This window comes from Kaistia granuli DSM 23481 (assembly GCF_000380505.1).
Classification (GTDB): domain Bacteria; phylum Pseudomonadota; class Alphaproteobacteria; order Rhizobiales; family Kaistiaceae; genus Kaistia; species Kaistia granuli.
In genome coordinates, this window is sequence record NZ_AQYH01000019.1 from 13,082 (window position 1) to 39,929 (window position 26,848).

Consider the following 26,848-nt stretch of genomic DNA (forward strand, 5'->3'; position numbering starts at 1 on the left):
AAGCGCACAAAAAAGGGCACGGCCTTGGCCGCGCCCTTTCGCTATTTCCGAGATCGATCCGATCAGTCGAAGCGGCCGCTCGCATGGGCGAGCATGGTGTAGACCTTGCCCGTGTCGGAGACGAGGTAGGCGTTGCTGGCCGCCGGATCCTGGCCGCCGCGCGCGACTTCGTTCAGCAGGCGCTCAAAATCGCCGACATAGCGATCGACCGCTGCCTTGAACTCCGCCTCGCGCTGATACTTGCGGCGGATCTCGTCGAAGGTCTGCTGGCCCGCCAGCGTGTACAGGCGGCGGGTGAAGACGTTCTTCTCGCCGCGATGGTGACGCTCCCAGAGGTCAGCCGCCGCGCGGGGATCGATGGCGCGCGCGATGTCGGTCGACAAATTGCCGAGCGAACCGCTGCCATTGCTGCCGTTGCGGGCGGCGGGCGCTTCTTCGCGCCGCTCGACCGGAGCCGTGTTGTGGTCCTCGTCACGCGAGGCACGACGCAGCAGATCCGATACCCAGCCACGCGGCTCGGCATCCTCGGTCGCCGGGGCGGGCTTGGCCTCGGCGCGGGCCGGGGCGGGCGCGGCCGGCTGGCGTGCCGGGGCGGCCGGCTGCACGGTCGGACGCGGCTGCTCCGCGACGGCCGGCCGTGCCGTAGCCGGACGCTGGGCTACCTGGACCGCTGCGGCGGGAGCCGCGCTGCGGATCGGCTCGGGCGCCGCCTGGCGCACCGGCTGCGGCCGGGCGAAGGCGGTCGCCGCGGCCGAAGCCTCGGAGACGCGACCGCGCGGGGCCGGCGTCGGGGTGCCGGGGACCGAGACGTCGAGCGACTTGCCGTGCTTGCCGACGATGTCGGAAAGCTCGGTCAGCGCCTTCAGCTGGTCGGTGACGACGCGGCGCATGGCGTCGGCGCTCTCGCGCGTTTCGGTTGGGAGCTCGAGCACGCCGCGCTTCAGCTCGTTGCGCGTGACCTCGAGGTCCTGCTGCATCTCCTTGGCGGCGGAGCGCATCTCGTCGGTGGCGGCCGAGAACTGCTTCGTCGCCTGGGCCACGACGGCGGCCATGTCGTCCATCAGCGCACGGTTCGCCTCGCGCACCACATTGGCGGCCTTGAGGCTCTCGTTGCTGGCGGTGGCCTGCATGCCTTCGAGGTTCTCGAGCACGCCCTTGGCAGCGGTCTCGCTCGAACGGGCAAGCATCTTGGCGACTTCGCCGGCGCGTTCCTCGGCATCCTTCAGCGAGGCGCTGACGGTTTCCGTGAAGTTGCGCATCATGCCGTCCAGCTCGGTCGAGCGGGCGGCCAGCGTCGCAGCGAGCTGGTCGAGCGCGACGCGGCGCTGTTCGATCGAGCCCTCGATGTCCGTATTGGCGGACGTCAGGCTGCGAGCAGCCTCGCTGAGCGAACGGCCCTGGTCCTCGAAGCGGCCGGCGATGGCGCCGACATTCTCGAGCACGTCCTTGGAAACGTCCCGGAGCATCGCGACCTGCGAGGCGAGGACATTCGAGGAGTTCTGCGTGCCGCCGATGGCCTGCTCGATCGCCTGGGCGAACTCGCCGGTGCGGGTCGCAAGGCCGGTCTCGATCTGGTTGAGATTGTCGGTCGTGCGGGTCAGCAGCGCATTCAGCATGTCGTTCGACTGCGCCAGACGCTCGACGATGCCGGCGACGTCGGTGCGCAGACGCTCATTGGTCGAGCTGAAGTTCTGCGACACCGTCTCGCCGCTCTCAAGCAGGGCGCGGGCGGCTTCGTCGGTGCGCGACAGCACCATCGAGACGATCTCGGAGCCCTTCGAGGACAGCAGGTCGACAATGGTGTCGCCGGCGTTGGCGACGCTGCTGGTCAGGTCATGGCCGCGGCGGTCGATGGTGGCGACCAGGCGGTTGCCTTCGCCATCCAGCAACTGGGCCAGCTCGGCGCTGCGGGTTTCCAGCACTTCGTTGAAGGCGCGGGTCCGCTCCTCCAGCGCGCTGGCCGTGTTCATGGCACGGCCGCCGAGGCTCTGCTCGATCTCGAGCGAAACGCGCGAGATCTGCTCGGCTGCCTCGGAGGAGACGCGCGACAGATGGCCGGCGGCTTCGGCGCTCGAGGACGCCAGCAGGTCGACCGTCGACGTCGCCACCTGCGACAGGCGTTCGGAAGCCTGGGCGGCGGAAAGGGTCACGGCCTCGGAAGCGCCGGCGGCCGAACGGGCGAGCGTCTGCGAGACGTCGTCGAGCGACTGCGACAGGGCGTGGGTTGCGTGCGCCGCCGATTGCGAGAAGGCCTGCGCCGCTACATCGGCCGACTGGGTCAGCGTCTGCGAGGCATCGCTGGCCGACAAGCGCAGCGCTTCGCTGGTGCTGGTCGAGGCCGAGACAAGATGCTCGGTCGCCTGCGACAGCGAGCCAACGATCTGCTCGGCGACACGGACCGATTCACGGCCGAGCGTCGAGGTGATGTCGCCAAGGCGGGTCGAAAGGATCTGGTCCATCTGGGTAGCGCGCGCGTCAAAGCTGTTCGCAGCCTCGACCGCCTTCTCGCCCAGCGTCTCGTTGATCGTGTGCCAGCGCTCGGACAGCATGTCCGACAGCGCCTGAGTCCGGTCGGACAGGCGGTTGGTCACGTCCGACAGTCGGTCGTCGATGATCGTGCCGATCTCGGACTGGCCGGTGGTGAACGCCTCCGCGATGTCGCGCGTCCGCTCGATCAGGGTCTGGTTGATCTGGCGCGAACGGGTGTCGAGCGCCTCGTCGATGCGACGGGTGTTGCTGTCGAGCGTGTCGGCAACCGTGCCGATCTTGGCCTCGATGGCGTCGCCGAAGCCGGTCAGGCGATCGGCCAGCGTCGTGTCCATCAGATTGGCGCGGTCGGCGAAGCGGGTGACGAGCTCCGGACCGCGGACCTCGATGATGTCGCGCAGCGCGGCGAAGCGCTCGTCTAGGCCGGTGGCGATGGCCAGGCCGCGATCGTTGATCAGGTCGCCGAAGCGGCTCGACGTGTCGACGATCTTGTCGTGGATGTTGACGGCGCGGTTCTCGATCTCGCTGGCGAGGCTCGAACCCGAGGCCGCGATGCGCTCATGCGCCTGCAGCGCCTGGTTCTCGATGTCGCCGATCAGGGTCGAACTCGAGGAGACGATGCGGTCATGCACCGCGTTGGCCCGGCCTTCGATCTCGTTGGCGATATCGGAGCCGGTCGTCAGGATCCGGTCATGCGCGGTCAGCGCCTGGGTGGCGATTTCGTCGGCGAGCGTCGAACCCGAGGCCATGATCTGCTCATGCGCGGCACGGGCCTGGCTTGCGATCTGGTCGACGAGGCCGGAACCGGACGAGAGGATCTCGTCATGGGCGGCGCGCGCCTGGCTGGACAGTTCGCCGATCAGAGTGTTGCCGGACGACAGGAACTGCTGGTGGGCGGAGAGCGTCTGGCTGGCGATCAGGTCGGCGAGCGTCGAACCGGATTCAATCACCTGCTCATGGGCCAGATTGGCCTGGCTGGCGATGTCGCCGACCAGGGCTGAGCCGGCCGCGACGAGGCGGTCATGCACGGCGCCGGTGCGGCTCTCGATCTGGTTGATCAGGCCCGAGCCGGCGTCGATGACCCGCTGGTGGACGGTCGAGGCACGGCTTTCGATTTCGTCGGCCAACTCGGTTCCCGAGGCGACGATGCGCTGGTGCACGGCGGTGGCGCGGTTCTCGATGGCGTCGGCCAGATCCGTGCCCGACGTGACGATGCGCTGATGGACGGTCGTCGCCCGGCTCTCGATCTCGTCGGCGAGCTCGGTGCCGGAGGCGATGATCTGCTGATGCACGGCATCGGCGCGGTTGGCGATCTCGTCAACCAGGCCCGTACCGGAAGCGACGATGCGCTGATGCACCGCCGAGCCGCGGGTCTCGATCTGGTCGGCGATCTCGGTGCCGGAGGCAAGGATCTGCTGGTGCACAGCATCGGCGCGGCTGGCGATCTCGTCGACCAGGCCTGTGCCGGAGGCGACGATGCGCTGATGCACGGCGGCGCCGCGATTCTCGATCACGCCGGCGACGTCGGTGCCCGAGGCCAGGATGCGCTCCTGCGCTTCGATGGCGCGACGCTCGATCTCGGCCGACAGCTCGGTGCCGGATGCGATGATGCTCTGGTGGACGGCATCGGCGCGATCGGTGATGTCCTTAGCCAGTTCGCTGCCCGAGGAGAGGATGCGTCCGTGGACGTTCTCGATCTCGTTGGCGAGATTGGCGCCGGATGCGGCGATCAGCTGGTGAGCGGCCTCGGCGCGGCGCTCGATTTCGCCCGACAGGTTGGTGCCCGAGGCGATAATGCGCTGGTGCACGGCGCCGGCGCGGCTTTCGATCTCGTCGGCCAGCTGGTTGCCGGAGGCGAGGATCTGCTGGTGCGCGCTGTCGGCACGGCTGGCGATTTCGTCGGCGAAGCGGCTGCCCGAAGCGACGATGCGCTCATGGATATCCGTGCCACGGCTCTCGATCGTCGAGGCAATCTCGTTGCCCGAGGCGAGGATCTTCTGGTGCACGGCGGTGCCACGCGTCTCGATCGCATCGGCGAGCTGCTGGCTCGATTCGATGATCAGGTCGTAAACGGCCGTGCCGCGGCTCTCCATATTGTCGGCGACCTGCCGACCTGAATCGACGATTCGCTCATGCAGCAGGCCGGCGCGCGCCGCGATCGTCTCGGAGATCTCGTTGCCGGAGGCGATGATGGTCTCGTTGACCTTGAGACCGCGCACGGCGATCGCCTTGGCGACTTCGCCGCCGACCGTGGCGAGACGCTCTGTCAGTTCGGCCGAACGGGCGTCGAAGGTCTCGTTGACCGCGTTGGAAGCGCCGTCGATGGTATCGCGCAGCGCGGCCGTGCGGGCTTCGATCAGGTTGGCCATGATGTCGCCGGCGGCGGTCAGGCGGTCTGCGAGGCCGCTGCCGTCGATCGCGATCGCGTCTTGGATCCGGTCGCCGGTCAGCGACAGACGGTCGGCGAGATCGCCACCGCGCGCGGTAATGGTGTCGGCGATGCGGGTGCCGGTCTCGTCCAGCTTTTCGTTGATCTCCTGGCCGCGCAGCGCCAGATCGACGATCAGGCTGTCGGCGTTGGATTTCAGCGCGGCATTCACTTCGCGGGTATGCAGCGAGATGGTCTCGGCAACCTGGTTGCCGGTGACCGAGATCGAACGGGTCATGTCGGCGGTGCGACGGTCGAGGCCGTTGGTCAGCTCCTCGGTGACACGGGCCAGCGTTTCGTTGACCTCGCGGCCGCGCTCCGCGACGTTCTCGGCCATGGCACGGCCGGTCGTCTCGAGCGTGTCGTTGATGTCGGCGCTGCGGGCAAGCAGCACGTCGGTGACTTCGACACTGGTGCGTGAGAGCGATTCGGTGACGTCGGTGGCGGCGCTCGACAGGCGGTTGACGAGATCCTCGCCGCGCACGGACAGCTTGCTGATCATCTCATCACCTGCGCTGCCGAGGGCGGAGGTGATGCTCTCGCCGCGGCCGGCAAGCGCCTGGGTGATCCGATCGCCCGAGCCGATGATGTTGGCGGCGATCTGCTCGCTCGCCTCGCCAAGATCCTTGGAAAGGGATTCCTGCGCCGAGACGATCGAGGTGCGCACGCGCTCGGAATTGATGACGATCGCCTCGCGCTGGTTGGCGAGGTCGTCGATCAAGCCGCGCATGCGGACTTCATTGTCGGAATAGGAGCGCTCGAGGGCGGCGACCTCGTTGTGGACGAGGAGCTCAAGCTCGCTGGCGCGGGCGAGAGCGCGTTCAATGCCGTCACCCATGGCGGCGACTTCGCGGCGGATGGCCTGGCTGACGGTAACCACTGCCTCGGAGGCGGCGTCTTCGGGCTCGGAAAGGCGGGCGGCGACATCCGAGATGGAGCGCGCGGCGATGCGCATTTCCTGAGCGCGGGCGATCATCATCGCAATGCCCCAGATGATGCCGATCGGCAGCACGAAGGCGAGGGCGATATTAGTGAACTGGGCCGAGCCGACGGCGGTGTCGCCGGAGAAGAGGCTAATGTCGGCGGACGTCACATAAGCGGCGATGGCACCGGCCCACGCGACGGAAAGCAGCGTGGCGAGCGGATAGATCAGGCGCGACGGGCGGGGGGCGGGAGCCGCGGCGCCGGCGACGCGGCGGTCGTCATTGGCCGGCATGCGGCCGCGACCAGGCTGTCGTCCGCGCGGGGCGGCATTGGCGTCATCGCGAGCGGGCGACGGGATGGCACGGTTCGGCGCGGCGGAAGGTCCTGCCTCGGGCTTGCGCGGCGCGTCACCCTTGCGGGGAGCATCGCCCTTGCGCGGCGCGTCCTGCAGGCGAGGGGGTTCTAGACGACGATCCCGGGGAACGGTTGCCGCCGCCGCCCTTGAATTGGGCCCGCCGGCCGGAGCGTTGAAATCGATGCGGAGCGCTTCCTCCACGGCGGTGAGCGCTGCATCCGCCGGGTCCTTGGACTTCGGGGTATTCGCCATTTTTTAGCCTCGCGTCCGTACTCGATACTCTGTCGGCCGCTTCGACGGTTTGACCCGCCAAAAGCACGAGGATGCTTCCAGGACACAGCTGGCGCTTTATACGTGCGCCGAAGTCGCTACACCCCGTAGATCAGCCCGTCTCCCGAAATCGCAATACTACGCGATGCCGGGTCGGCCTTCACACCCTTGCCCGTAGCCCCACCTTTTGGCACATTCAGCGCAGGGGTACAAGAAAGCATGGCTTTCGGCCGCGATTTGTTAACAAGGTATTTACAAACAGCGACGCCTCCCGCAAACGCTGTCCGACTCAGCTCTTCGAGTTGATCGAAGCTTTCGTTGAGTCAGTTGCCGTGCCATCAAGTCGTGCGTAGCATTCATTGTGTTGAAAAGCTGGCCTCAGGCTCTCCGCTTCCGATTTTTCTGAAACATCTATCGTTCTGATCTTGCGCGCCCGTAGGTCGTTCCTCTCTTTCGAGTCATTTTGTGTAGATGGTCTGCCGTTGGACTGGATCCGGCATTCGCCGGGTCTGGCGAGGCGCGGTGCCGTCGTGGCAGAGATCGTTCGAAAGTGGAAGGATTCCGGGCCCTGCGGGCGCTGGCTTTTGTTAACGATAGCAGCAGCTTTTCAAGCGACGAGCTTCTTCATGGCTTGCCGAGTGGCGACGGAGATGGTTGCGCGCCGCGATCGGTACGAAGCAAGCGGGAGGCACGAGTGGCGCCGGATGGGCGATCCGTCGCGGCCCTTGTCGGTCGTGGCCCTTGGCACATGTGGCTCATTTCGCCTATAGGGGGCGGTCTTTTCCAGCGTTCCGGATCCCATGGCCAAGATCACTTATATTGCCTTCGATGGCACGCCCTATGACATCGAAGCCCGCGACGGCACCACCGTCATGGAAAATGCCGTTCGCAATGCCATTCCGGGCATCGAGGCGGAATGCGGCGGCGCCTGCGCCTGTGCAACCTGCCACGTCTATGTCGACGAGGCCTGGGTCGCCGCGACGGGCGAGCCGGAGGCCATGGAAGAGGACATGCTGGACTTCGCGCAGGACGTGCAGCCGAATTCGCGCCTGTCCTGCCAGATCCGCGTTAGGCCGGAACTCGACGGCCTGATCGTACGCATTCCCGAGCGCCAGGGCTGATTCAGTCCCGAGCGGAACGTTTTGCTAGGCTGGCGCCAGACGGCAGAACTTTGATGCTTTGCAGCGGCGGCGTCAGTCGCTAAACGTCGCCCGCGTTCATTCGCGCGTTTTCACTTGCAACGGAATGATCATGAGCGAAACGATCGAAGCCGATGTCGTGATCGTCGGTGCGGGCCCGGTCGGGCTGTTTGCCGTTTTCGAACTCGGTCTTCTCGACGTTCGCTGTCATCTGATCGACATTCTCGACAAGCCGGGCGGCCAGTGCGCCGAGCTCTATCCGGAAAAGCCGATCTACGACATTCCCGCCTTTCCGATCATCACCGGTGACGGGCTGACGGAAAACCTGATGGCGCAGATCAAGCCGTTCGATCCAACCTTCCATCTCGGCGAGCAGGTCAACGGCATCGAGCGTCTCGAGGACGGATCGTTCCGCGTAACCACCGATGCCGACAAGGTGTTCCTGACCAAGGTCGTCGTCATCGCAGCTGGCGGCGGCTCGTTCCAGCCGAAGCGCCCGCCGGTGCCGGGCATCGAGGATTTCGAAGGCAAGTCGGTCTTCTACTCCGTCCGCAAGATGGAAGCGTTCCGCGATCACGACATTCTGGTCGTCGGCGGCGGCGATTCCGCGCTCGACTGGACGCTGAACCTGCAGCCGATCGCTCGGAGCGTCACACTGATGCATCGCCGCGATGCCTTCCGCGCCGCTCCCGACAGCGTCAACAAGATGCGGGCGCTTGTCGAAGCCGGCGAGATGAAGCTCGTCTTCGGCCAGGTGACCGGCCTCGAGGGTGCAAATGGCCACGTCTCGCATGCGGTGATCACCGACAATGACGACCAGGAGCATCGCCTGCCGACCACGCGGATGCTGCCGTTCTTCGGCCTGACCATGAAGCTCGGCCCGATCGCCAATTGGGGCCTCAACCTGCATGAGAACCTGATCAAGGTCGACACCGAGAAGTTCCAGACCTCCGAGCCCGGCATCTTCTCGATCGGTGACATCAACTGGTATCCCGGCAAGCTCAAGCTGATCCTGTCGGGCTTCCACGAGGCGGCGCTGATGGCGCAGGCGGCGAGCCGGATCGTCTTCCCGGACAAGAAGATCCTGTTCCAGTACACCACGTCGTCGACGAGCCTGCAGAAGAAGCTCGGCGTCACCTGACGTCGGCGCCGCATCGCGCGGCGCCTTTTCCCACGGGTTCCCGATCTGGCCGGCGCGCTGTACCGGACGGGAACCGCATGCCGGCGATCGCCGTTTGCCGCATGCCCTTTGCCGGAGTCGATGATGATCCCCAGCGCGCACCTTTTCGCCGATGGCGGCGATGTTCCCAACAACCCGAATCTTCCTCTGATCCTCTACCGGCAGGCTTTGGCCGAGGATGGTACGGATCGGAGCTCTGCCTTCGAGCGCCTGTTCGTCTCGCATGGCTGGGGCGGCACATGGCGCAACGGCATGTATCCGTTCCATCACTATCATTCGACCGCGCATGAGGTGCTCGGCATCGCGACGGGCACCGTGACGGTGCAACTCGGCGGCGAGAGCGGAACGCCGGTCGACTTGGTCGCCGGCGATGCGGTCCTCATTCCCGCCGGCGTCGGCCACAAGCGGCTGCACTCCAGCCCGGATCTCCTGGTGGTCGGGGCCTATCCGGTCGGCCAGCGCTGGGATCTGATCCGGGCCGACGATGTCGTCGACAAGGCCGCTGTCCGTGCTCGCATTCGCGCCGTCGGCATGCCGGCCGGCGACCCGATCACCGGCGTCGAGGGCCCCTTGCTGGCCCTCTGGGCCGCCTGAGCGGCGCTCACTCCGGCTTCTTGGTCGCCTTGCCGGTGTTCAGCTTGGTGAGTTCGGCCATGAAATCGGCCATGGCCGGCGGCTTCTCGGCGACGAAGGGCAGGGGGCGGCACACGTCGATGGCGGCGATGCCGACCCGCGCCGTTAGGATGCCGTTGATCACGCCCTCGCCGAGCCGGGCCGATAGCCGGGCGGCGATGCCGTGGCCGAGGATCTGCTGGACGACGGAATCGCCGGCCGCCATGCCGCCGGTGACGGCGAGGTGGGCGATGACGGTGCGGGCGAGGCGCAGGAAGCCGAGCGTTCCCGGCCGTCCACCATAGAGCTGGCCGAGCTGGCGGATCAGCCGCAGCGCCGTGAACAACACGAACAGCAGGTCGACCGCGGCGCGCGGCGATATCGCCGTTACCAGCGTCACCCGCGTTGCGGCCGAGAGCACCAGCGTCTGCGCGGCGGCATCGAGCGGCCGCAACAATTCATGCTCCGACAGGCCGATCAGGTCGCGCCCGTCGATGATTTCCGTCGCGTGCAATTCGAGCGCCGCGCGCCCATGTGCCGTGTCGGGCCGCTCGCTGTAGAGGGCGGTCAGGTCGCGGACGGAAGACCGTGCGGCGATGCGGTCGTCGCGGCGGGCGGCGTCCTCCGCCGCTTCGCGGATCCGCGTGATCCGGCGCAGGCGCAGCAGACCGCCGACCTCGCGGACCACCAGCGCGGCGAGGGCGACGAGGGCCACGGCGGCCACGGCGACGGCGAACCAGCCGAGCCATTCGGCGCGCTGGAACAGGTCGCGGATCAACTGGTCGACGGCAAGCCCTATGCCGAGCGACAGCAGGATGCCCAGCGCCGAGGCGAGGATGTTGGCCCAGCGTGTCCGACGCGGCGGCTTCGGCGTCACCACCGGCAGATCGATATTCTCCGGCTCGGCGATGACCACGGGGCGGTCGCCGGGACGATGGGCGATGTCGGGATCGTCGACGACACGGATCCGATCGAGCCGGAAAGCGGTCGGTTTGCGCGGTGCGTCGCTCATGCCAGCCGGTCTCCGATCAGGAACTCGAGCGCCCGGTCGAGGCGGATATGCGGCAGCGACAGCGTGATGCCCTCGGCCGTTCGCTCCAGTGCCGGCGGGCGGAAGCGGACGAAGCGCAACGCCGTCTGGCTGACTTCAGAAGTTGAGTCAGCGCCTGCAAGAATTGATTCAGGATCGTTCGGCAAGTCACCGGGAAAGAAGGCGATTTCGGTTTTGCCATCGAAGGTCTCACCGTCGATCGTTTCGCCCGCCAGCGGCGTTCCGATGATCGACGGCAACTTTTCCGAGTCCTGCACGACGACGCCTTCGCGCGTCGCCCGGACCGAGGCGAGCGCGGCGACCTCGACGCGGGCCCCGGCAGCCGAGGCGCGCTCGATGGCCGGCGCCAGCAGCCGGGCGAGGATCGCCTCCAGCCGGTCATGATCGGCATGGTGCAGGTGATCCGCCTTGGTGGCGCCGATCAGGATCCGGTCGATGCGGCGGGTGAGCAGGCTGCCGAGCCAGGAGCCGGAGCCGGGGCGATAACAGCCGAGGATCTCGGTCAGCGCGGCGCCGAGATCCGCGACGGCGGCGGGGCCAGCGTTGAGGGCGTTCAGCGCATCGACGAGGACGATCTGGCGATCGAGCCTGGCGAAATGATCGCGGAAGAACGGTTTCACCACCACCGACTTATAGGCTTCGTAGCGCCGCGCCATCATGCGCCCGAGCGAGCCAGCAGGGCTGCCCGAGGCGCCCTCCGGCAAGGGTGCGAAGGTGAGGGCGGGTGAGCCCTCGAGGTCGCCCGGCATCAGGAAGCGGCCGGGCGGTAGCGTCGAGAGGGCGTTCTCGTCGGCGCGGCAGGCGCGCAGATAGTCGGTGAACAGTGCCGCCAGCTCGCGGGCCACGCCTTCCTCTTCCGGCGCCGCCGGATCGATCGTTTCGAGTCTGGCCAGCCAGGGCGCCGCAGCGATGCGCCGGGACGGGCTCCTTGCCAGCTCCAGCGCCTCGCGCGACCATTGCGCGTAGTCCTTGGCGAGCAGCGGCAGGTCGAGCAGCCATTCGCCCGGATAGTCGACGATGTCGAGATGCAGCTTTCCAGGCCCGAAGCGCTGCTTGAAATAGGAGGCGGATTCATAGGCGATCGTCAGCCGGAGCTCGCTGATCCGATAGGTCGAATCCGGCCAGATGCGCTGGTTGACCAACGCGCGGACATGGTCTTCGTAGTCGAAGCGCGGCACGTCGTCGTCCGGCTGCGGCTCCAGGCGAGCGCCGGTGACGCGGCCCGACGCATAGGAGCGGAACAGCGGCAAGCGGCCGCCGTGGACGAGATTGTGGACGAGGGCGGTGATGAAGACGGTCTTGCCGGCGCGGGCCAGCCCGGTTACGCCCAGCCGAACGGTCGGCGAGACGAAATCCGCGGCGCGGTCGCCCAGGGTCGACAGGGCAAGGCGCGCTTCGTCGGTCAGCGTGGTCAGTTTCAAGGGTACCCGTTCCTGGCCGCTCGATCTGGCCGATGAGCCGGCCGCGTCCCATGTAGGCACAGCGCGCGGACGACAAAAGACCTATTCGTCGTCGATGACGGGCTCGCCGCCGACCAGTTCCAGTTCCCTAGGGCGGAAGAAGGCGACGATCCGTCCGGTACGCGGCCGGAGTTCCGACCATTTGTGGATGTCGAAATCGATGACGGCGAGGCCGGCCGTCGGGAATTTGGCGGCGATTTCCTCGCGCAGCGCCGGATTGCCATTGCCGATCAGTTCGAGGGCTGTGTCCTGGATGGACGGGTTGTGCCCGATCAGCATCAGATGACGGGCATTGCCGCCGAGTGCGCCGATGCAGTCGAGATAGGCGTCGGCACCGACGTCGTAGAGATCGCGCGTGATGCGGATGTCGAGATCGCTTGGGATCATCGGCATCAGCCCCATCAGCGTTTCGCGCGTGCGGCGAGCCGAGGAGCAGAGGATGCGGTCGGGGACGAGCCGATGGGTCGCCAGATGCTCGCCGATCATCGTCGCCGCTCGCCGGCCCCGCGGCGCCAGCGGCCGGTCGAAATCGGCAAGCCCGGCCACGTCCCAGGCCGATTTCGCGTGACGGAGCAGAAGAAGGCGCATGGCGATCGGATCGTTTCCTGTTCCGGGGGCGGCCGGCTCGCCGGAACCAAGCCGGCGCGGCGGTCGATGCGATACGCTGACACGGCTGCGGGTCGACTTCAATCCGTTCCGTGCCTTGGGCGGGGAGGTGCTTGCGTGCTCTCAGCCGGCGGCGGCCCGGGCGAGTCTGGGGTCGCGGATCGGTGCCGCCTGCGCGACGATGACGGGCCGCGCCGGCGGTTGCGGCAGGGGGGCGGGCGCCGGGGCGGATGCGGCGCGCGCGGTGGCCAGCGCGGCCATGTCGATCCGTAGCACGGCGCAGAACTGCTCGTGCAGTCGGCGGAGCCTGGCCACGGAGCCGGGGGCGAAATGATCGAGACGATCGCCGATCGCGCCGATGCGCCCGAGTTCGTCGATATAGCGGCGGGCATAGTCGCCCTGGCGCATCTCCAGCTCGGCCGCGGCGACGAAATGGCCCTTGCGAAGCAGCATCGTCTCCGCCTCGATCATTTGCAGCAGCGCCTCCATCGTCGCCTCGATCCGGGCGCAGACCCGGACCGCGTCGTCGAAACTGAGGACTGCGGGAATCGATGACGAATCGGCTTCCCGGTCTTGCTGACGCAGGGCAGGCTGGAGAAGGGGCTGGCTCACGGACGGCTTCCTCGGTCAGCCGCGCGGACGCGCGGATCGGTCTCAGGCGTCGCCGATGGCAGCGGCGCCAAAACAGCCCGCTCATTCAATCATCGTTAAGATTAACGAAGTTTTACCTTCCGTTGCGTTAATGCCACGGCGGGCACGCGGTATTCCGTTGCCGCGCCGGGCTTCGGCGATATCCGAAGCCCCGTTAGGAAATCTAGAAATATCAAAATCTTGGCGGAATCGGCTGTACAAAATCGGGTGCCGTCAAGAGCCCGAAATGCGGTTATTTCGGCTCTCTCACAAAGACGTCCGCGACCAGTTGTCCTAAGGGTGTCGCATCGCTATATTCCGCGCCGAAATGCCATCGAGCAGGGGTCATTCATGACGTTAGATACCCTTGAAGCGTATCGGCCTACGGAAGCCGAGCCCTTCATGAACGAGCGGCAAAGGGAGTACTTCCGCAAGAAGCTCCTTGCCTGGAAAGACGATATTCTCCGGGAGTCCCGGGAAACGCTCCAGCACCTCCAGGACGAGAACGTCAACCATCCCGATCTGGCCGACCGTGCGTCGTCGGAGACCGACCGGGCGATCGAATTGCGGGCGCGGGATCGCCAGCGCAAGCTGATCGCCAAGATCGATGCTGCCCTGCAGCGCATCGAGGATGGCAGCTACGGCTACTGTGAGGAAACGGGGGAGCCGATCAGCCTCAAGCGTCTAGACGCGCGGCCGATCGCAACCCTTTCGATCGAGGCGCAAGAGCGCCACGAACGGCGCGAGCGCGTCTACCGCGACGAATAAAGTCCGGCCAATATCTCAAAATGAAGAAGGGCGCGGAACCGTCGGTTCCGCGCCCTTCTTCATGGATGATCGTTTGAGCGATCAGCTCTTGCGTGAGCCAGAGATCTCGCCAAGCAGGCGGGCCATTTCCTTCTCAAGATCGCCGACGGGCGAGGGCGCGTCAGCGGCCTGCTCGCCGGGAAGCGGCTCTTCCTCGATGAAGTCCTCGGCGATCGCAACCGGCTCGTCCTCCGGCTGCGGCGGCTCGACGGCCGGGGCGGCGGAACGGTGGGGCGCGTCGAACTGATCGCCATCGTCGGAGCGGGTGTTTTCCGGACCGACATCGAAGATCGGCTCGAAGCGGGCGAGACGCTCGGCCTCGTCGTCCAGACCGGCGAACGGGTCGGCGCTCTCGACCGGCGGGGCCGGCGGAATGGCGCCCCGGCGCGGAACGGCGCGCGGGCTGTCGAGATCCGAAGCGGCGAAGGACGTCTGTTCCGGCGCGGGCGCGACGGCCGCTATGGCGCCTGGTGCGACGGGCGTCTGCTGCGAGCCGAGCAGCGGGCGCGGGTCATAGGGACGGGGGCGCTGTCCGATCGGCCGGCCTTCGATCGGTTCCGTCGGCGGGGCGGGACGCGGCGGGGGGATCGGCTGGGGCGGCACGTCGGCCGTCGTCGGCGTGTGCCGCGGTCGGTTGCCGGACAGGAAGCTCGGGAAGCCCCGGCCGGTGCGCGGTTCGGGCGCCTGGCGTTGAGGCGCCGGCGTCGGGCGCTGCGGGGCCGGCTCGAAGGCGGGCTCGGCTTCGGGCTGGGCGTAGCGGGCGTTGGCGGCCGGCTCGCTCGCAACCTCTGGCGCCGGTTCTGCCTCGCCCAGCTGGCGCGAAGCCGGTTCCGGCTGTGCCGGCGCCTCGTAGGACTGTGCTTCGGCGATCGGCGCGGGCTCGGGACGGCGCGGCTCGGACGGCTGCGGCTGGCGCGGCGCTTCGGGAGCTGCCATGACGCGGCCGTTCTGCGTCGGCTGTGACGAGCGCGCCACAGGCTCCGCCCGCAGCGGCTCGAGCCGGCGCGTCTGCGGAACGCGCTGGATGCCGGGCTCGACGACGAGATCCGAAGGTCCGCCGATCAGAATCAGGTGTTCGACATTGTCACGGCGCACCAGAACGAGCCGGCGGCGCGGATCGAGCGGCAGCGCGTCGAGCACGGCGAGGCGCGGCTGCCGGCCGCGTTGCGGCCCGCTGCCGAGTCGGCCGTTCGTGAACAGGCGGATCAGCCAGAAGACCAGCAATATGGCCAGAAGAACCACGACGAGCGTGATCACGAACTGGGCAATGGTCGCGCCTGTGTCGCCGAACATTGGCGCCAGATAATCGTGCATCTTATTCTCCCGACTTCCGATTCCGGTTCAGCCCGTAACGAGGCGTCGAAACGGATCGAGCCTGGCACTCTCCGTGCCTGAAAAGCTCGACTCCCTGCTTATTCGACGTTTTTCGTGCGTGCGCTAGGCCTTGGCAACCCCGCAGCGCGGATCTGATCCATCAATCCCCTGGTGGCGTTAAGAATTCATTGACCATGAGTTTGGCAGAATCCAGTGGATTCGCCTTCCCGTTGCATGCAATTCGCGGCTTTGGGGCCACGAGTTTCATGTCGCCGGGGGGCTGGTTAGGCGGCGAGCTGGCCGATTCCATGGCAAGTGCGACGCTTTTCCGGCGAGATGAGCGCCTCCCGGCGCGGGGCGCCGGTGTCGATTTCAGCGGCTCGCGTTGAATTCGGGAGTGATCCTCCGCATTCTGCCTGTTACATGCGGCGATCAGCGATTCTTCGCCACCAACAAGAATTCGCCAGGACCGAGAACAAGATGGGGCAGACCGGGGTGCAGGGGTTCATGCCGCACATGTCGGGCCGCGTGACGGCATGACCGAAAGCAGAAATCAGAAGCCGTCGCGCAGCGCGTTGGTCGATCGGTCCGATCGGCCGACCGGTATCGGCCGGCTGCTCGTGCTTGCCTTCTGCCTCGTCGCCGCCGCGCTGGCGTTCGCCCTGTTGCCGCCTGCCGCCGCAGAGCCGTTCATTTTCGCGCTGCTCGGCCTGCTCGCCGTCGTCGGCGTGTTCACCCTCTTCGCCGCAGCGATAGGGTTGATGCGCTTCAGCGGCAAGTCTCCGCGTGACGAGCTGGCGCGCGGTTTCATCGATTCCATGGCTGAAGGGCTGATCATCACCGATCGCGACAGCCGCATTCTCTATGCCAATGCCGCCTATGCCGATCTGATCGGCGCCGACGATGGCAAGGATGTTCGCGTCGTCGAGCGGGTGTTCTCGGCCGACCAGGCAGCGAGCGAGGCGATCTATCGCCTGTCGCAATCGATCCGGCAGGGTCGTCCGGCCGTCGAGGAAGTGCGGATGCCGAGCCCGTTGGCCGGGCCCGTCTCCGGACCGCCACGCTGGTATCGCATCCGCGTGCGTCCCGTCCGCACGGCCGCGGATGATGACCGCCAGCTGACCGCATGGCAGGTCGCCGACGTCACGCATGACCGCGCCCAGCAGGAAACGGTGTTCCAGGACCTGCAGCATGCGATCGACTATCTCGATCACGCGCCGGCCGGCTTCTTCTCGGCCGAGCCGGACGGCCGCATCGTCTATCTGAACGCGACGCTGGCCGATTGGCTCGGCATCGACCTGACCTTCTTCAAGTCCGGCCAGCTGATGCTGGCCGATATCGTGCGCGGCGACGGCGCGGCGCTGCTGTCGGTCGGGCGCGAGAATACCGGCGAGACGCGGACCGAAACGATCGATCTCGACCTCGTCAAGCAGAACGGCCAGAGCCTGCCGGTCCGCTTGCTGCACCGGGTTCCCTTCGCCGGCGACGGCGCGCCGGGCGCGACACGCACCGTCGTGCTCAACCGCGGTCCCGGCGAGGAACTGTCGGAAGCGCTGAGGGCGGCGGAAGTGCGCTTCACCCGATTTTTCAACCATACGCCCTTCGCGATTGCCTCGATCGACAAGTCGGGCCGCATTGGCCGCACCAATGCGCCGTTCGCGCGCCTGTTCGGGCCGATCAAGTCGGATGGCGGCAGCCGTTCGCGCCTCATCGACCTTGTCGCGGAGGCGGAGCGTCCGGCGCTTGAAGCGGCGCTCGAGACGGCGGCCGGCGGCCGCAGCGAGATCGCGCCCGTCGACACCACGATTCCCGGCCATGGCGAACGCAGCGTCCGCTTCTACGTCTCAGCGGTCGACGAGGACGCCAATGATCGCGAGATCGCCACCGTTTATGCGCTGGAGACGACGGAGCAGCGGGCGCTCGAACTGCAATTCGCCCAGAGCCAGAAGATGCAGGCGATCGGCCAGCTCGCCGGCGGCGTCGCGCATGACTTCAACAACGTGCTGACGGCGATCATCGGCTTCTCCGACCTCCTGCTCGCCAATCATCGTCCGAGCGACCCGTCCTTCCAGGACATCATGAACATCAAGCAGAACGCCAACCGCGCCGCCGGCCTCGTGCGGCAGCTGCTGGCGTTCTCGCGTCGCCAGACTTTGCGCCCGCAGGTGCTGGCGATGGGCGACGTGCTGTCCGATCTCTCGATCCTGCTGGAGCGGCTGCTCGGCGAAAAGGTCAAGCTGGCGCTGGTGCATGGCCGCGACGTCTGGCCGATCAAGGCCGATCTGAACCAGTTCGAGCAGGTGGTGATCAACCTCGCCGTCAACGCGCGCGACGCCATGCCGAAGGGCGGCACGCTGACCATCCGGACACGCAACGTGACCCCGGACGAGGTGGCCGAGTTCAACTACAAGCCGCTGCCGCCGGCCGACTATGTCCTGATCGAAGTCTCCGACACCGGCACCGGCATTCCGCCCGAGGTGCAGTCGAAGATCTTCGAGCCGTTCTTCTCGACCAAGGATGTCGGCAAGGGCACGGGCCTCGGCCTGTCGACGGTCTACGGCATCGTCAAGCAGACCGGCGCCCATATCTTCTTCGACAGCGAGACCGATGTCGGCACGACGTTCCGCATCTTCGTGCCGCGCCATGTGCCGGTTGTCTCGGCCAAGCCCGAGGTCGTTGCCGAGAAGGCGCCGGAGATCGCCGATCTGACCGGCAGCGCCAGCATCCTGCTGGTCGAGGACGAGGAGGCGGTCCGGAGCTTCGCCGCCCGCGCGCTCACCTCGCGCGGTTACACGGTGCATGAGGCGACCTCCGGGGTCGAGGCGCTGGAGATCATGCGCGAGACCGGCGGCACGATCGATCTGGTCGTCTCCGACGTCGTCATGCCGGAACTCGACGGCCCGTCGCTGCTGCGCGAATTGCGCAAGGAGCGGCCGGATCTGAAGATCATCTTCGTTTCCGGCTATGCGGAGGACGCCTTCGCCCGCAATCTTCCGGACGGCGAGACCTTCAATTTCCTGCCGAAGCCGTTCTCGCTCAAGCAATTGGCGACGGCCGTCAAGGAGACGCTCGGCCAGTAGGCGCGGGTGCCAGCGGTTCGCCGTCCGCGCTGGCCCGGCACGCGGCAGCAGCCAAACGCCACGCTTGCCAAGGCGTGGCCGGCCGCCGAAAATGGCGGTTCAGATCCTAAACTCGGAATGATGTTCATGAACGTTGGAAGCGCGCTCACCCAAGCGGCAGTGGCGCAGGCCTTGCCGGTCCGGATCGATCCGGTCACGCGCCGCGTTTCGATCGACGCCAAGGATCCCGCCTTCTTCCAGGATCCCTATCCGGTCTTCGAGGCGGTCCGCGCGGTCACGCCGGCCTTCTTCTGGGAGGAGCAGGGCGTCTGGTGTTTCCTTGGCGCCGATGACGTCAATGCGCTCTATCGCGATCGCCGATTCGGCCGCGAGATCCTGCATGTGGCGACCCGCGAGGAACTCGGCATTCCCGAGATCCCGGCACATCTGAAGCCGTTCTACGATGTCGATAATCTGTCGATGCTGGAGCGCGAGCCGCCGGTCCACACCCGCCTCCGGACGCTGGTCAACCGCGCCTTCGTCTCGCGCCAGATCGAGCGGCTCCGGCCTCGCATCGAGGCGCTCTGTCACGAACTGATCGACGGTTTCCAGGCGAAGGGCGAGGTCGAGCTGATCGACGCCTATGCGACGCCAATTCCGATCACCGTCATCGCCGAAATCCTCGGCGTGCCGGTCGAGCGCGCGCCGGATCTGCTTGCCTGGTCGCATGCGATGGTCGGCATGTACCAGCTCGGCCGTACCCGGGCGATGGAGGACGCTGCCGTCGAGGCCACGCTCGCATTCTCCGCGTTCCTGCGTGCGTACGTGCAGGAGCGACGGGGCAAGCCGGGCGACGATCTGATCAGCCAGCTGATTGCCGCCGAAGAGAAGGGCGAGAAGCTCTCCGAGGACGAGCTGATCACTACCTGCATCCTGCTCCTGAACGCCGGCCACGAAGCCACCGTGCACGCGATCGGCAATGGCGTGCGGGCGATCCTGCGTTCCGGCGCGGATCCGAAGGCGCTGTTCGCATCCGACGAGACGACGGCAGCCACGGTCGAGGAGTGCCTGCGCTACGATCCGCCGCTGCACATGTTCATGCGCTATGCGCTGGAGGATCTGGAGTTCGGCGGCATCCAGCTCAAGAAGGGCCAGCAGGTCGGCCTGCTGCTCGGCGCCGCCAATCGCGATCCCGCCCGCTACGGCGACGCCGATCGCTTCGACGCGACGCGCGAACCGAAGCCGCATGTTTCCTTCGGGCTCGGCATTCACTTCTGCATTGGCGCGCCGCTGGCGCGGCTGGAAATGCAGGTGGCGATGCCGATCCTGTTCGAGCGCCTGCCGGGCCTCCGCTTCGCCGGCGCGCCGAACTATCGCGATACCTATCATTTCCACGGCCTCGATGGCCTGAACCTGGCATGGGACGTTTGATGCGGCGTATGACAACCGGGTTGGCTTGTGGCGCCACGACGCTGGCGACGGCGTTGCTGATGTCGGCGCAGGCCGGCGCGCAGACGGTGGTGGACGGCTCCGCCGCCAGCCTCGATCCCGCCCTGGTCCAGGCGATCCAGGTCCTGGTGACGCGCGATGTCACCGCTCCGGCCGAGGCGCAGTTCCGCAAGCTCCACCTTTCCAAGGCGCGGAACGGCCGTGGCTATTGCGGCGAAGTGGCAATGGCCACGGGGGCCGAATTCGTGCCGTTCCACGCGATCATCGAGGAAAACGGCCAGCCATCGCTGCTGCTCCTGTCCGACTACGCCAAGCCCGGCAATGCCGAGGGCAGGGAAACCGCGACCCGGCTGCTTACCAATTTCGGCTGTCTGGAGTAGAAGGCACGATGATTGAAGGACAGCCCAGTGCCACCGCTTTTCGCGTTGCCATGCGTCGTGCCGCGCATCAGCTTCTCGACAAGCCCCTGATTTTCGAGGATCCGTTGGCCCTCACCATCGTGGGGGGTGACCGCGGATCCGTGCTGGCGCGGGATGAACTATCGCGTGCCGATTCGCCAGGTGGCGAGACCATTCGCGCCTTTCTCGCGGCGCGCAGCCGGTTCGCCGAGGACCGCCTGGCGGCTGCCGTAGCGCGCGGCGTCCGCCACGTCGTCCTGCTCGGCGCCGGCCTTGAGACTTTCGCCTATCGTAATCCGTTCGCCGACAAGGGCGTCGTCGTCTTCGAGGTTGACCATCCGGCGACCCAGGCCTGGAAGCGCGAGCGGCTCGCCGCCACCGGCATCGCAGTGCCTGACAACGTGACGTTCGTCCCGGTCGATTTCGCCACCGAGCATCTCGATCAGAAGCTTCTGGAGGCCGGCCTCGATCCGGGCGTGCCGGCGTTCTTCTCCTGGCTCGGCGTCGCCCCCTATCTGACCGAAGCGGCGATCCTGTCGACGCTTGGCATCATCGCGGCGCGACCGGGCGGTGGCGAGGTCGTGTTCGACTATGCCGAATCGCCTGAGAAGCTCACGCTGTTGCAGCGCCTTGCCTTCACGACGCTGGCTGGCCGTACCGCCAGCCTCGGCGAGCCATTCGTCACCTTCTTCCGCCCCGACGACCTCGCCGGGCGCTTGGCTGCGCTCGGCTTCTCGTCGATCGAGGATCGTACTGGTCCCGATCTCGGCCAGATCTATCTGGGTGGCGCCTCGGCGCTCGATCGGGCCGCCATCGGCCATGTCGTGGCGGCGATCAAGACGGCGGCCACCGCCACTGCAGAGCTCGACGAACCCGCGACCGCCGCCTGATCCCGAAGACGTCGCGCCGGCCCGGACGGGCGCTGCGCGATGTCCACTTGCCCCTCGATCTCGCGCAATAGCTTCCGGTGGATGGCCAGCTCAAAATCCTGGACGTTACTGACCGCCTCGAGGAAGGCGCCCGGACCGCCTATCACCTTGCGGGTGAAATAGCCGATCAGGTGGCTCGGTGGCAGATCGTCGGTATCGTCATCGACGACACCAAGGAGCAAGCCGCGATAGACGATCGGAAGGGCGTTGATGGTGATGCCGCGAGCCACCAGAAAGTCCCGCGTCGCCGCCGGATCGGGGCCGCGATTGTTGATGCCGTCACTGGAAATGTTGATAACGCGGCGGGCACCGATCGCGCTGCCCGTCCCGAACAGCGAAGCGGCTTTCAGGAGCGCGCTGCCGATCGCGGTTCCATTCGACATGCGTCCGGGAACCCGGCGCTCCAACTGATCGGCAAAGGCATAGGCGCTGGTCTCGTCGTCGATCACCGTCCACGGCACGATCACGGACTGGCGAACCTCGCCCGCCCATTCCATGACGGTCACGGCGATCCGTCCTGTCTCACCGGCGCGGATGGCCGCGATGATCGCCGGGTCGCGAAACGCCGTGGCGAAGCCGACTTGTTGAAGACGTCGTTCCTCCCGATCCATCGAAACCGAGACGTCGACGGCGATGACGATCTCGACGTCGACCGGTATCGTTCCCTGTGCCGATGCGGAGGGAATTCGTTCCGCCAGGAAGATCGCCAGCAGCAGGGCCGGCAACACGACGAGGCGATAGGCGATGGATCCTGAAGGCATTTCCGTCTCGGAGTTCTCGGATCGGGGCAATAGAAGCCAGCCCCGTCGCAGCGACGAGCCCGGAGCATCGACGCTACGCAAGGATTGTTGCATGATTGTTTGATCGAGCCGGGGAGGGGGAGATGGTCGGCTTTGTCCGCTATGGCGATGTCACATTCGACGCCACCTTCCTGTTCGCCCGCGACCGGTCGCAGGCGGAACTCCGCTTCACCCGCTCGGAGCGGGCCCTACTGCTCCTGTTCACACGTCACCCGCGCATCGTGCTGTCGCGTAACCAGCTGCTGGACGCGGTCGCCGGCACCGGCTCCGACACGACGGATCGCAGCATCGATTTCCTGATCAACCGGCTTCGCGCCAAGCTCGGCGATCCGGCTAGTCATCCGGCGATGATCGCGACGCAGTACGGCGAAGGCTATGTCTGGATCGCCGATCCCGTCCGGTCGGAAACGCCGGTCGATGCGTTTCTGGTGATCGGGCCCGTACACGGGCTTGAGCGGCTGCCGCCGGCCGGGCCGGCCCGGCAATTCCTCGAGCATGTGCGGCACGGGCTCGATCGGCGCACTGCCGCGGACCAGGCGATCGTCGAGATCCACGACTGGCGGCCAGGCGCTGCCAGTGCGACCGCCCGCTATTCGCTCGATGTCAGCTTCTACCAGGCGACGGATGCGTTACACTGCGCGGCCGTGCTTCGCGACGGGCCGAACCGGAAAATCCTCGCAACCGACAGACTGATGATTGATGGGGAGCCATCCGCCCGCGATGACGCCGACGCCTTGGCCGGGCGCATCCAGGCGGCGCTCTGGCAGCAGCTGACCCGCCGCTCGATCGGCATCGCCGCGCCCTCCGATATGCCGCTCGAACTTCGCATGCATGATGCGTCGCTCTTGCTGGCCCGCAGCGACGAGAGCTGGATCGAAATGGGCGCCCAGCTCGCCGTCGCCCGCGCCGCCCAGCCGGACGACCCGACGATCCAGCTTATGTGGGGGCTCTACCTGCATTCCAGGCTGCTGCTCGGCGCAACCAGCGCCGATCTGACGCCGGAGGCGCGCAACGGCGTCGAGACCGAGATCGAATCGCTGGTGTTCGCGGTCCTGCCGCGTCTCGACGACAATCCGATTCTGATGCTCGCGGCAGCGAAACTGCTGTTCTTCACCGGTCGCGGCCATGAGGGGCTGGCGGAGCAACTGGCCGAACAGGCCTTTGCCGCCAGCACCGCCTTCGCCGCCTCCTTCGCCATTCTTGGCCAGATCCGGATGGGGGCTGGCGCCGCCGAACAGGCGGTGGAGCTCTACGACCACGGGCTGGAGATGGCGGAGCCGGGCTCGCAGTTCGAAGTCTATCTTCTGGTGCTGCGGGCGAGCGCGCTGCTGGCCGCGGGGGATCGCGAACGGCTCGAAGCCACCTGTGCCAGGCTCTATGCGGTGAAGCCGATCACGCGCCTGCAGATCGGCATGTTCGTGACCTTGCCGGAGGCGGATGCGCTGGCGCCGGATGTGCGCGCCATGTTCGAGCAGTTCGATTTCCAGCGCGCCGAACGGCTGGTGACCTATCTCTACTACATCTTCGCCAGGCTCTACCGCCGGCAGGAGCACCGCGACAATCTCATGCGAGGCCTGATCGCGCACGCCGTCCGGCGCTTCGGGCCGTCGGTCGTTCGCGACGAGATCTGGCGCGCCGTCCCGGGGTTGGCGCCTTCGCTGGCGTAGACCACGGCTTCCGGCCGTATGCCGACAAGGGCGCCGTTTCGTCACGCCCGGGCCTCGGGGCCCGGGCGCGTTCGGGTTCCTAGACCAGGGCTGCCGCGATGCCGGCGGCGAGCTTGGCGTTGTTCTTCACCAGCGCGATGTTGGTGACGAGGCTGCGGCCAGACGTCAGTTCCAGTATGCGGCCGAGTACGTAGGGGGTCACGCTCTTGGCGCGGATGCCGTCACGCTCGGCGTCGAGGATCGCCGTCTCGATGTAGCCGCGCATCTCATCCGCCGGGATCTCGCTCGCGATCGGCACGGGATTGGCGATCAGCATGCCGCCTTCCAGTCCGATTTCGGCGCGCTTGGCGATGAACGCCGCGATGTCGCGGGCAGCGTCCAGGCGGAGCGGCGAGGGCAGGCCGCTATCGCGCGACCAGAAGGCCGGCAGCGCATCCTGGCCGACGGTGACGACGGGCACGCCGAGCGTCTCCAGCACTTCCAGCGTCTTCGGGATGTCGAGTAGCGCCTTGGCGCCAGCGCAGACGACCGTCACCGGAGTCTTGGCGAACTCGTAGAGATCGGCGGAAACGTCGTAGCTCGTCTCGGCGCCGCGATGCACGCCGCCGATGCCGCCGGTCGCGAACATCTTGATGCCGGCGAGATGGGCCGTGATCATCGTCGCCGCGACCGTGGTGGCGCCGGGGCGGCCGGTCGACAGCGCGAAGGCGAGATCGGCGCGCGACACCTTCATGACATCCTTGAGGCCGGCGAGGCGCTCCAGCTCGTCGGCGGTCAGGCCGACGCGGATCTTGCCGTCCATGATCGCGATCGTCGCCGGGACCGCACCGTTTTCACGGACGATGTCCTCGACCGCGCGCGCCGTGGCGATGTTGTCTGGATAGGGCATGCCATGGGTGACGATGGTGGTTTCGAGCGCCACCAGCGGCTTGCCATCCGCCTGGGCGGCGGCGACTTCCTCGGAAAGGATGATGAGGTCTTGATCGGACATCGAGTGTTACCGTTCTAAGAGGCGCGGGCCGGCGCCCCCGACGGGGGCGCGGAGCGACCGCGAAAAGGCGGACCATGCCGATCCCTCGCGTCCCAGGCAAGTGTTTGCTGCCGCGCGGGTGCCATGCTCGGCGTACATGGCAGCATGGGCATCGCGCCGACGGGCCAGTTTCGGAACGTCCTTGTCTTTTCTTTCCGGCCGGAAGCAGATCATATCGACGCCCTGTCGATCGAACCGGACGGCGATGCCGTTCCGGAGCAGCAAAGGGCTTGAAGCATGACGAAGACCGCACTCATCACGGCCGCCAGCAAGGGCATCGGCGCCGCCGTCGCGCGCCGACTGGCCGCGGATGGCTATCGCGTCGGTCTGCTCGGCCGTTCGGAGGGCGTCGAGGCCCTGGCCAGCGAACTGGGTGGTTTCGCGGTGCGCGGCGATGTGACGAACGGCGACGATCTCGTCGCGCTGGTCGAGCGTGCCCGGGCCGAGACGGGGCAGATCGACGTCATCGTTGCCAGCACCGGCCATGCGGCCAAGAAGAAGCTGCTCGAGCTCGACGATGCCGACTGGCACGCCGCGCTCGACATCTTCGTGATGCCGACGGTGCGGCTGCTGCGCGCCGCGCGCGCCGATCTCGAGCGTTCGAAGGGCGCCGTTGTCGCTATTTCGAGCTTCGCCGCCAAGCGGACCGATCCCGATTTCGCCTCGTCCTCGGTGCTGCGCGCCGGTCTCTCGGCCTATGTCGGCGTCGCGGCGAGGCTCCTTGCCAAGGACGGCATCAGCATCAACGCGGTGGCGCCGGGCTTCGTCGATTCGCTGCCGAGCACGCCGGAGCGGATTGCCCGCATTCCGGCTGGCCGCTATGGCGAGGTGGCGGAAGTCGCCGCGGCGGTCGCCTATCTGGCATCGCCCGAGGCGCGCTACGTTACCGGCCAGACCATTGCCATCGACGGCGCACTGACCGCCTGAGCCTCATTTCGCCATCAGATATTTCGCAACCGCCGCGTAGGCCGGCAGGCTGGTCGGATCATTGGCCGCATTGCTGGCCTGCGGGTTCGAGGCGAAACGGGCGATCACCATGCGCGCGGCCGGGTCGACATAGATCGCCTGGCCGTGCACGCCGCGCGCCATGAAGGCGCCGTTCGGATTGTGCGAAATCCACCACATGCCGGTGTAGCTCCAGCCCTTCAGAAGCGGATAGCCGCCCTTGGCGAAGGCCGCCTTGTCGCCGCCGGCGCGGATATGGGCGATCGCCGCCGCTGGGATGATCTGCTCGCCGTCCTGCTTGCCGTCGTCCAGCATCAACTGGCCGATCCGCGCCATGTCGCGAAGGCCGGCATTGAGCCCGCCGCCGGCAAACGGCGTGCCGATCGAATCGACGGTGTAATAGGCGTCCTGCTCCGCGCCCATCCGGCTCCAGATCCGCTCGGACAGCAGCGTCGCCACCGATTTGCCGGTGACGCGGGCGATGATCCAGCCGAGTGCGTCGGAATTGATCGTCTTGTAGCCGAAGGCGGCGCCGTGCTCACCCTCCTTCCGAACCGTCTTCAGATAGTCGAAATAGGTGCGCGGGCCGGTATAGTCGGCCGGTTTGGGTAGCGGGTTGCCGGCGGCAGAATAGGTCCAGACATCCGCATCCGGGTCGGAATAATCCTCGCTGTAGTGAAGGCCGGTGGTCATGTCGAGGACCTGGCGCACCGTTGCGTCCCCGAAGGCGCTCTGCGCCAGCTCTGGCACCAGCGTCGCCACCTTGGCCTTGTCGTCGATCCCGCCTTCCGCCACCAGCATCTCGCCGAGCAGCCCGGTCAGCGACTTGGTCACCGACATCGCTCCATGCTTGCCGGTGTCGTCGAGGCAGCCGAAATAGCGCTCATAGATGAGCTTGCCGTCATGCAGGATGGCGATGCCGTCCGTGTAGTTGGCGGCGAGCGAATCGGAAAAGCGCATCGGCTTGTCGCTGCCAAGCGGCGTGAAGGTCAGCGCGTCGATGCTGTCGTCGAGGCGGCGTTCGAAAAAGCGCAGCGGGCCGAGCCCGCGCCCGACCCCGATCGTCGGCATCAGCTGGCGGAAATGGCAGACCGTCCAGCGGAGCTTCGGAAAGCTGAAATAGTCGGGATCGGTGAAGCGGATGATCTTGTCGGCGGGCGGCGGCGCCCCGACCATCCAGCCGAGCGCGACGGGGTCCGATTCGGCTGCGGTCATCGGTTTTTCCTCCTGCGCCGCGGCCGGCAGCATCATGGCTGCCAGGAGGGCGGCGATGCCCACGATCCGGCGGCAGGTTCGCCCGGACCGGGG

20 protein-coding genes are annotated in these 26,848 nt (G+C 66.9%); 11 read left to right on the forward strand and 9 right to left on the reverse strand.

The window, feature by feature from the left end; genetic code table 11:
• Positions 1 to 62 precede the first annotated feature (62 nt).
• Positions 63 to 6,446, reverse strand: coding sequence for an apolipoprotein A-IV repeat region-like domain-containing protein (locus G342_RS0120575; protein ID WP_018185060.1), 6,384 nt, complete (start codon positions 6,444 to 6,446; stop codon positions 63 to 65).
• Between the two features lie 818 nt (positions 6,447 to 7,264).
• Between G342_RS0120575 and G342_RS0120580 the strand changes: the two genes are divergently transcribed.
• The 3 genes from G342_RS0120580 to G342_RS0120590 all read left to right on the forward strand — a co-directional run bounded on the left by G342_RS0120580 (position 7,265) and on the right by G342_RS0120590 (position 9,377).
• Complete coding sequence (locus G342_RS0120580) at positions 7,265 to 7,585, forward strand: 2Fe-2S iron-sulfur cluster-binding protein (protein WP_018185061.1); 321 nt, start codon at positions 7,265 to 7,267, stop codon at positions 7,583 to 7,585.
• Between the two features lie 130 nt (positions 7,586 to 7,715).
• A complete protein-coding gene (locus tag G342_RS0120585; protein ID WP_018185062.1) occupies positions 7,716 to 8,744 on the forward strand; it encodes an NAD(P)/FAD-dependent oxidoreductase in 1,029 nt (342 codons plus the stop codon).
• Positions 8,745 to 8,864: 120 nt separating this feature from the next.
• Positions 8,865 to 9,377: a cupin domain-containing protein gene (locus tag G342_RS0120590; protein ID WP_156831041.1), complete on the forward strand. Its 513-nt coding sequence runs from the start codon at positions 8,865 to 8,867 to the stop codon at positions 9,375 to 9,377.
• Positions 9,378 to 9,384: 7 nt separating this feature from the next.
• Here the strand turns inward: G342_RS0120590 and G342_RS0120595 are convergent, their stop codons facing one another.
• The 4 genes from G342_RS0120595 to G342_RS0120610 all read right to left on the reverse strand — a co-directional run bounded on the left by G342_RS0120595 (position 9,385) and on the right by G342_RS0120610 (position 13,124).
• A complete protein-coding gene (locus G342_RS0120595; protein ID WP_018185064.1) occupies positions 9,385 to 10,407 on the reverse strand; it encodes a YcjF family protein in 1,023 nt (340 codons plus the stop codon).
• Positions 10,404 to 11,867: a YcjX family GTP-binding protein gene (locus G342_RS0120600; protein WP_018185065.1), complete on the reverse strand. Its 1,464-nt coding sequence runs from the start codon at positions 11,865 to 11,867 to the stop codon at positions 10,404 to 10,406. The genes G342_RS0120595 and G342_RS0120600 overlap by 4 nt, the downstream gene beginning before the upstream one ends.
• An 81-nt stretch (positions 11,868 to 11,948) precedes the next feature.
• Positions 11,949 to 12,494 (reverse strand): SixA phosphatase family protein, encoded by a 546-nt coding sequence (locus tag G342_RS0120605; RefSeq protein ID WP_018185066.1) that lies wholly within the window; start codon positions 12,492 to 12,494, stop codon positions 11,949 to 11,951.
• A 141-nt stretch (positions 12,495 to 12,635) separates the two neighbouring features.
• On the reverse strand, positions 12,636 to 13,124 hold the full coding sequence (locus G342_RS0120610) for a hypothetical protein (RefSeq protein ID WP_018185067.1): 489 nt from the start codon (positions 13,122 to 13,124) through the stop codon (positions 12,636 to 12,638).
• A 369-nt stretch (positions 13,125 to 13,493) separates the two neighbouring features.
• Between G342_RS0120610 and dksA the strand changes: the two genes are divergently transcribed.
• Positions 13,494 to 13,910: an RNA polymerase-binding protein DksA gene (gene dksA / locus G342_RS0120615; RefSeq protein WP_026304652.1), complete on the forward strand. Its 417-nt coding sequence runs from the start codon at positions 13,494 to 13,496 to the stop codon at positions 13,908 to 13,910.
• Between the two features lie 81 nt (positions 13,911 to 13,991).
• Here dksA and G342_RS25485 read toward each other — a convergent pair whose 3' ends face one another.
• Positions 13,992 to 15,263: a flagellar biosynthetic protein FliO gene (locus tag G342_RS25485; protein WP_018185069.1), complete on the reverse strand. Its 1,272-nt coding sequence runs from the start codon at positions 15,261 to 15,263 to the stop codon at positions 13,992 to 13,994.
• Positions 15,264 to 15,799: 536 nt separating this feature from the next.
• On the opposite strand from G342_RS25485, the gene cckA reads away from it, so the two are divergent.
• From cckA to G342_RS24855, 4 genes are all read left to right on the forward strand, one after another.
• Positions 15,800 to 18,343, forward strand: a complete 2,544-nt coding sequence (gene cckA, locus G342_RS0120625; protein WP_026304653.1) for a cell cycle histidine kinase CckA — start codon at positions 15,800 to 15,802, stop codon at positions 18,341 to 18,343.
• Positions 18,344 to 18,502: 159 nt separating this feature from the next.
• Positions 18,503 to 19,753, forward strand: a complete 1,251-nt coding sequence (locus tag G342_RS0120630; protein ID WP_026304654.1) for a cytochrome P450 — start codon at positions 18,503 to 18,505, stop codon at positions 19,751 to 19,753.
• Positions 19,753 to 20,151, forward strand: a complete 399-nt coding sequence (locus G342_RS0120635) for a hypothetical protein (protein ID WP_156831043.1) — start codon at positions 19,753 to 19,755, stop codon at positions 20,149 to 20,151. The genes G342_RS0120630 and G342_RS0120635 overlap by 1 nt, the downstream gene beginning before the upstream one ends.
• 8 nt (positions 20,152 to 20,159) lie before the next feature.
• The gene (locus tag G342_RS24855; RefSeq protein WP_083931305.1) at positions 20,160 to 21,059 is read left to right on the forward strand and encodes a class I SAM-dependent methyltransferase; all 900 of its coding nucleotides are present in this window, start codon (positions 20,160 to 20,162) and stop codon (positions 21,057 to 21,059) included.
• Here G342_RS24855 and G342_RS25820 read toward each other — a convergent pair.
• A complete protein-coding gene (locus tag G342_RS25820; protein ID WP_198010846.1) occupies positions 20,945 to 21,859 on the reverse strand; it encodes a DUF1194 domain-containing protein in 915 nt (304 codons plus the stop codon). The genes G342_RS24855 and G342_RS25820 overlap by 115 nt on opposite strands.
• A gap of 122 nt (positions 21,860 to 21,981) precedes the next feature.
• Between G342_RS25820 and G342_RS24860 the strand changes: the two genes are divergently transcribed.
• A complete protein-coding gene (locus G342_RS24860) occupies positions 21,982 to 23,565 on the forward strand; it encodes a winged helix-turn-helix domain-containing protein (RefSeq protein WP_018185075.1) in 1,584 nt (527 codons plus the stop codon).
• A gap of 79 nt (positions 23,566 to 23,644) precedes the next feature.
• Here G342_RS24860 and G342_RS0120655 read toward each other — a convergent pair whose 3' ends face one another.
• Positions 23,645 to 24,556 carry a pseudouridine-5'-phosphate glycosidase gene (locus G342_RS0120655; RefSeq protein ID WP_018185076.1) on the reverse strand — a complete coding sequence of 304 codons (912 nt, stop codon included), beginning with the start codon at positions 24,554 to 24,556 and terminating at the stop codon, positions 23,645 to 23,647.
• Between the two features lie 123 nt (positions 24,557 to 24,679).
• Here G342_RS0120655 and G342_RS26175 point away from each other — a divergent pair, with 123 nt between their 5' ends.
• A complete protein-coding gene (locus G342_RS26175; RefSeq protein WP_018185077.1) occupies positions 24,680 to 24,829 on the forward strand; it encodes a hypothetical protein in 150 nt (49 codons plus the stop codon).
• Between the two features lie 3 nt (positions 24,830 to 24,832).
• Positions 24,833 to 25,522 carry an SDR family oxidoreductase gene (locus G342_RS0120665; RefSeq protein WP_018185078.1) on the forward strand — a complete coding sequence of 230 codons (690 nt, stop codon included), beginning with the start codon at positions 24,833 to 24,835 and terminating at the stop codon, positions 25,520 to 25,522.
• A 3-nt stretch (positions 25,523 to 25,525) separates the two neighbouring features.
• Here the strand turns inward: G342_RS0120665 and G342_RS0120670 are convergent, their stop codons facing one another.
• Positions 25,526 to 26,755, reverse strand: a complete 1,230-nt coding sequence (locus G342_RS0120670; protein WP_156831044.1) for a serine hydrolase domain-containing protein — start codon at positions 26,753 to 26,755, stop codon at positions 25,526 to 25,528.
• Positions 26,756 to 26,848: the final 93 nt, after the last annotated feature.

Bases quoted from the DNA above. Each gene is read 5' to 3' on its own strand.
- G342_RS24860 (WP_018185075.1), top strand. From the start codon at position 21,982: ATGGTCGGCTTTGTCCGCTATGGCGATGTCACATTCGACGCCACCTTC.
- G342_RS0120580 (WP_018185061.1), top strand. From the start codon at position 7,265: ATGGCCAAGATCACTTATATTGCCTTCGATGGCACGCCCTATGACATC.
- G342_RS0120585 (WP_018185062.1), top strand. From the start codon at position 7,716: ATGAGCGAAACGATCGAAGCCGATGTCGTGATCGTCGGTGCGGGCCCG.
- dksA (WP_026304652.1), top strand. From the start codon at position 13,494: ATGACGTTAGATACCCTTGAAGCGTATCGGCCTACGGAAGCCGAGCCC.
- G342_RS0120665 (WP_018185078.1), top strand. From the start codon at position 24,833: ATGACGAAGACCGCACTCATCACGGCCGCCAGCAAGGGCATCGGCGCC.
- G342_RS0120655 (WP_018185076.1), bottom strand. From the start codon at position 24,556: ATGTCCGATCAAGACCTCATCATCCTTTCCGAGGAAGTCGCCGCCGCC.
- G342_RS0120670 (WP_156831044.1), bottom strand. From the start codon at position 26,755: ATGACCGCAGCCGAATCGGACCCCGTCGCGCTCGGCTGGATGGTCGGG.
- G342_RS24855 (WP_083931305.1), top strand. From the start codon at position 20,160: ATGATTGAAGGACAGCCCAGTGCCACCGCTTTTCGCGTTGCCATGCGT.
- G342_RS0120605 (WP_018185066.1), bottom strand. From the start codon at position 12,494: ATGCGCCTTCTTCTGCTCCGTCACGCGAAATCGGCCTGGGACGTGGCC.
- G342_RS26175 (WP_018185077.1), top strand. From the start codon at position 24,680: ATGCTCGGCGTACATGGCAGCATGGGCATCGCGCCGACGGGCCAGTTT.
- G342_RS25820 (WP_198010846.1), bottom strand. From the start codon at position 21,859: ATGCCTTCAGGATCCATCGCCTATCGCCTCGTCGTGTTGCCGGCCCTG.
- cckA (WP_026304653.1), top strand. From the start codon at position 15,800: ATGACCGAAAGCAGAAATCAGAAGCCGTCGCGCAGCGCGTTGGTCGAT.
- G342_RS0120575 (WP_018185060.1), bottom strand. From the start codon at position 6,446: ATGGCGAATACCCCGAAGTCCAAGGACCCGGCGGATGCAGCGCTCACC.
- G342_RS0120595 (WP_018185064.1), bottom strand. From the start codon at position 10,407: ATGAGCGACGCACCGCGCAAACCGACCGCTTTCCGGCTCGATCGGATC.
- G342_RS0120590 (WP_156831041.1), top strand. From the start codon at position 8,865: ATGATGATCCCCAGCGCGCACCTTTTCGCCGATGGCGGCGATGTTCCC.
- G342_RS0120635 (WP_156831043.1), top strand. From the start codon at position 19,753: ATGCGGCGTATGACAACCGGGTTGGCTTGTGGCGCCACGACGCTGGCG.
- G342_RS25485 (WP_018185069.1), bottom strand. From the start codon at position 15,263: ATGCACGATTATCTGGCGCCAATGTTCGGCGACACAGGCGCGACCATT.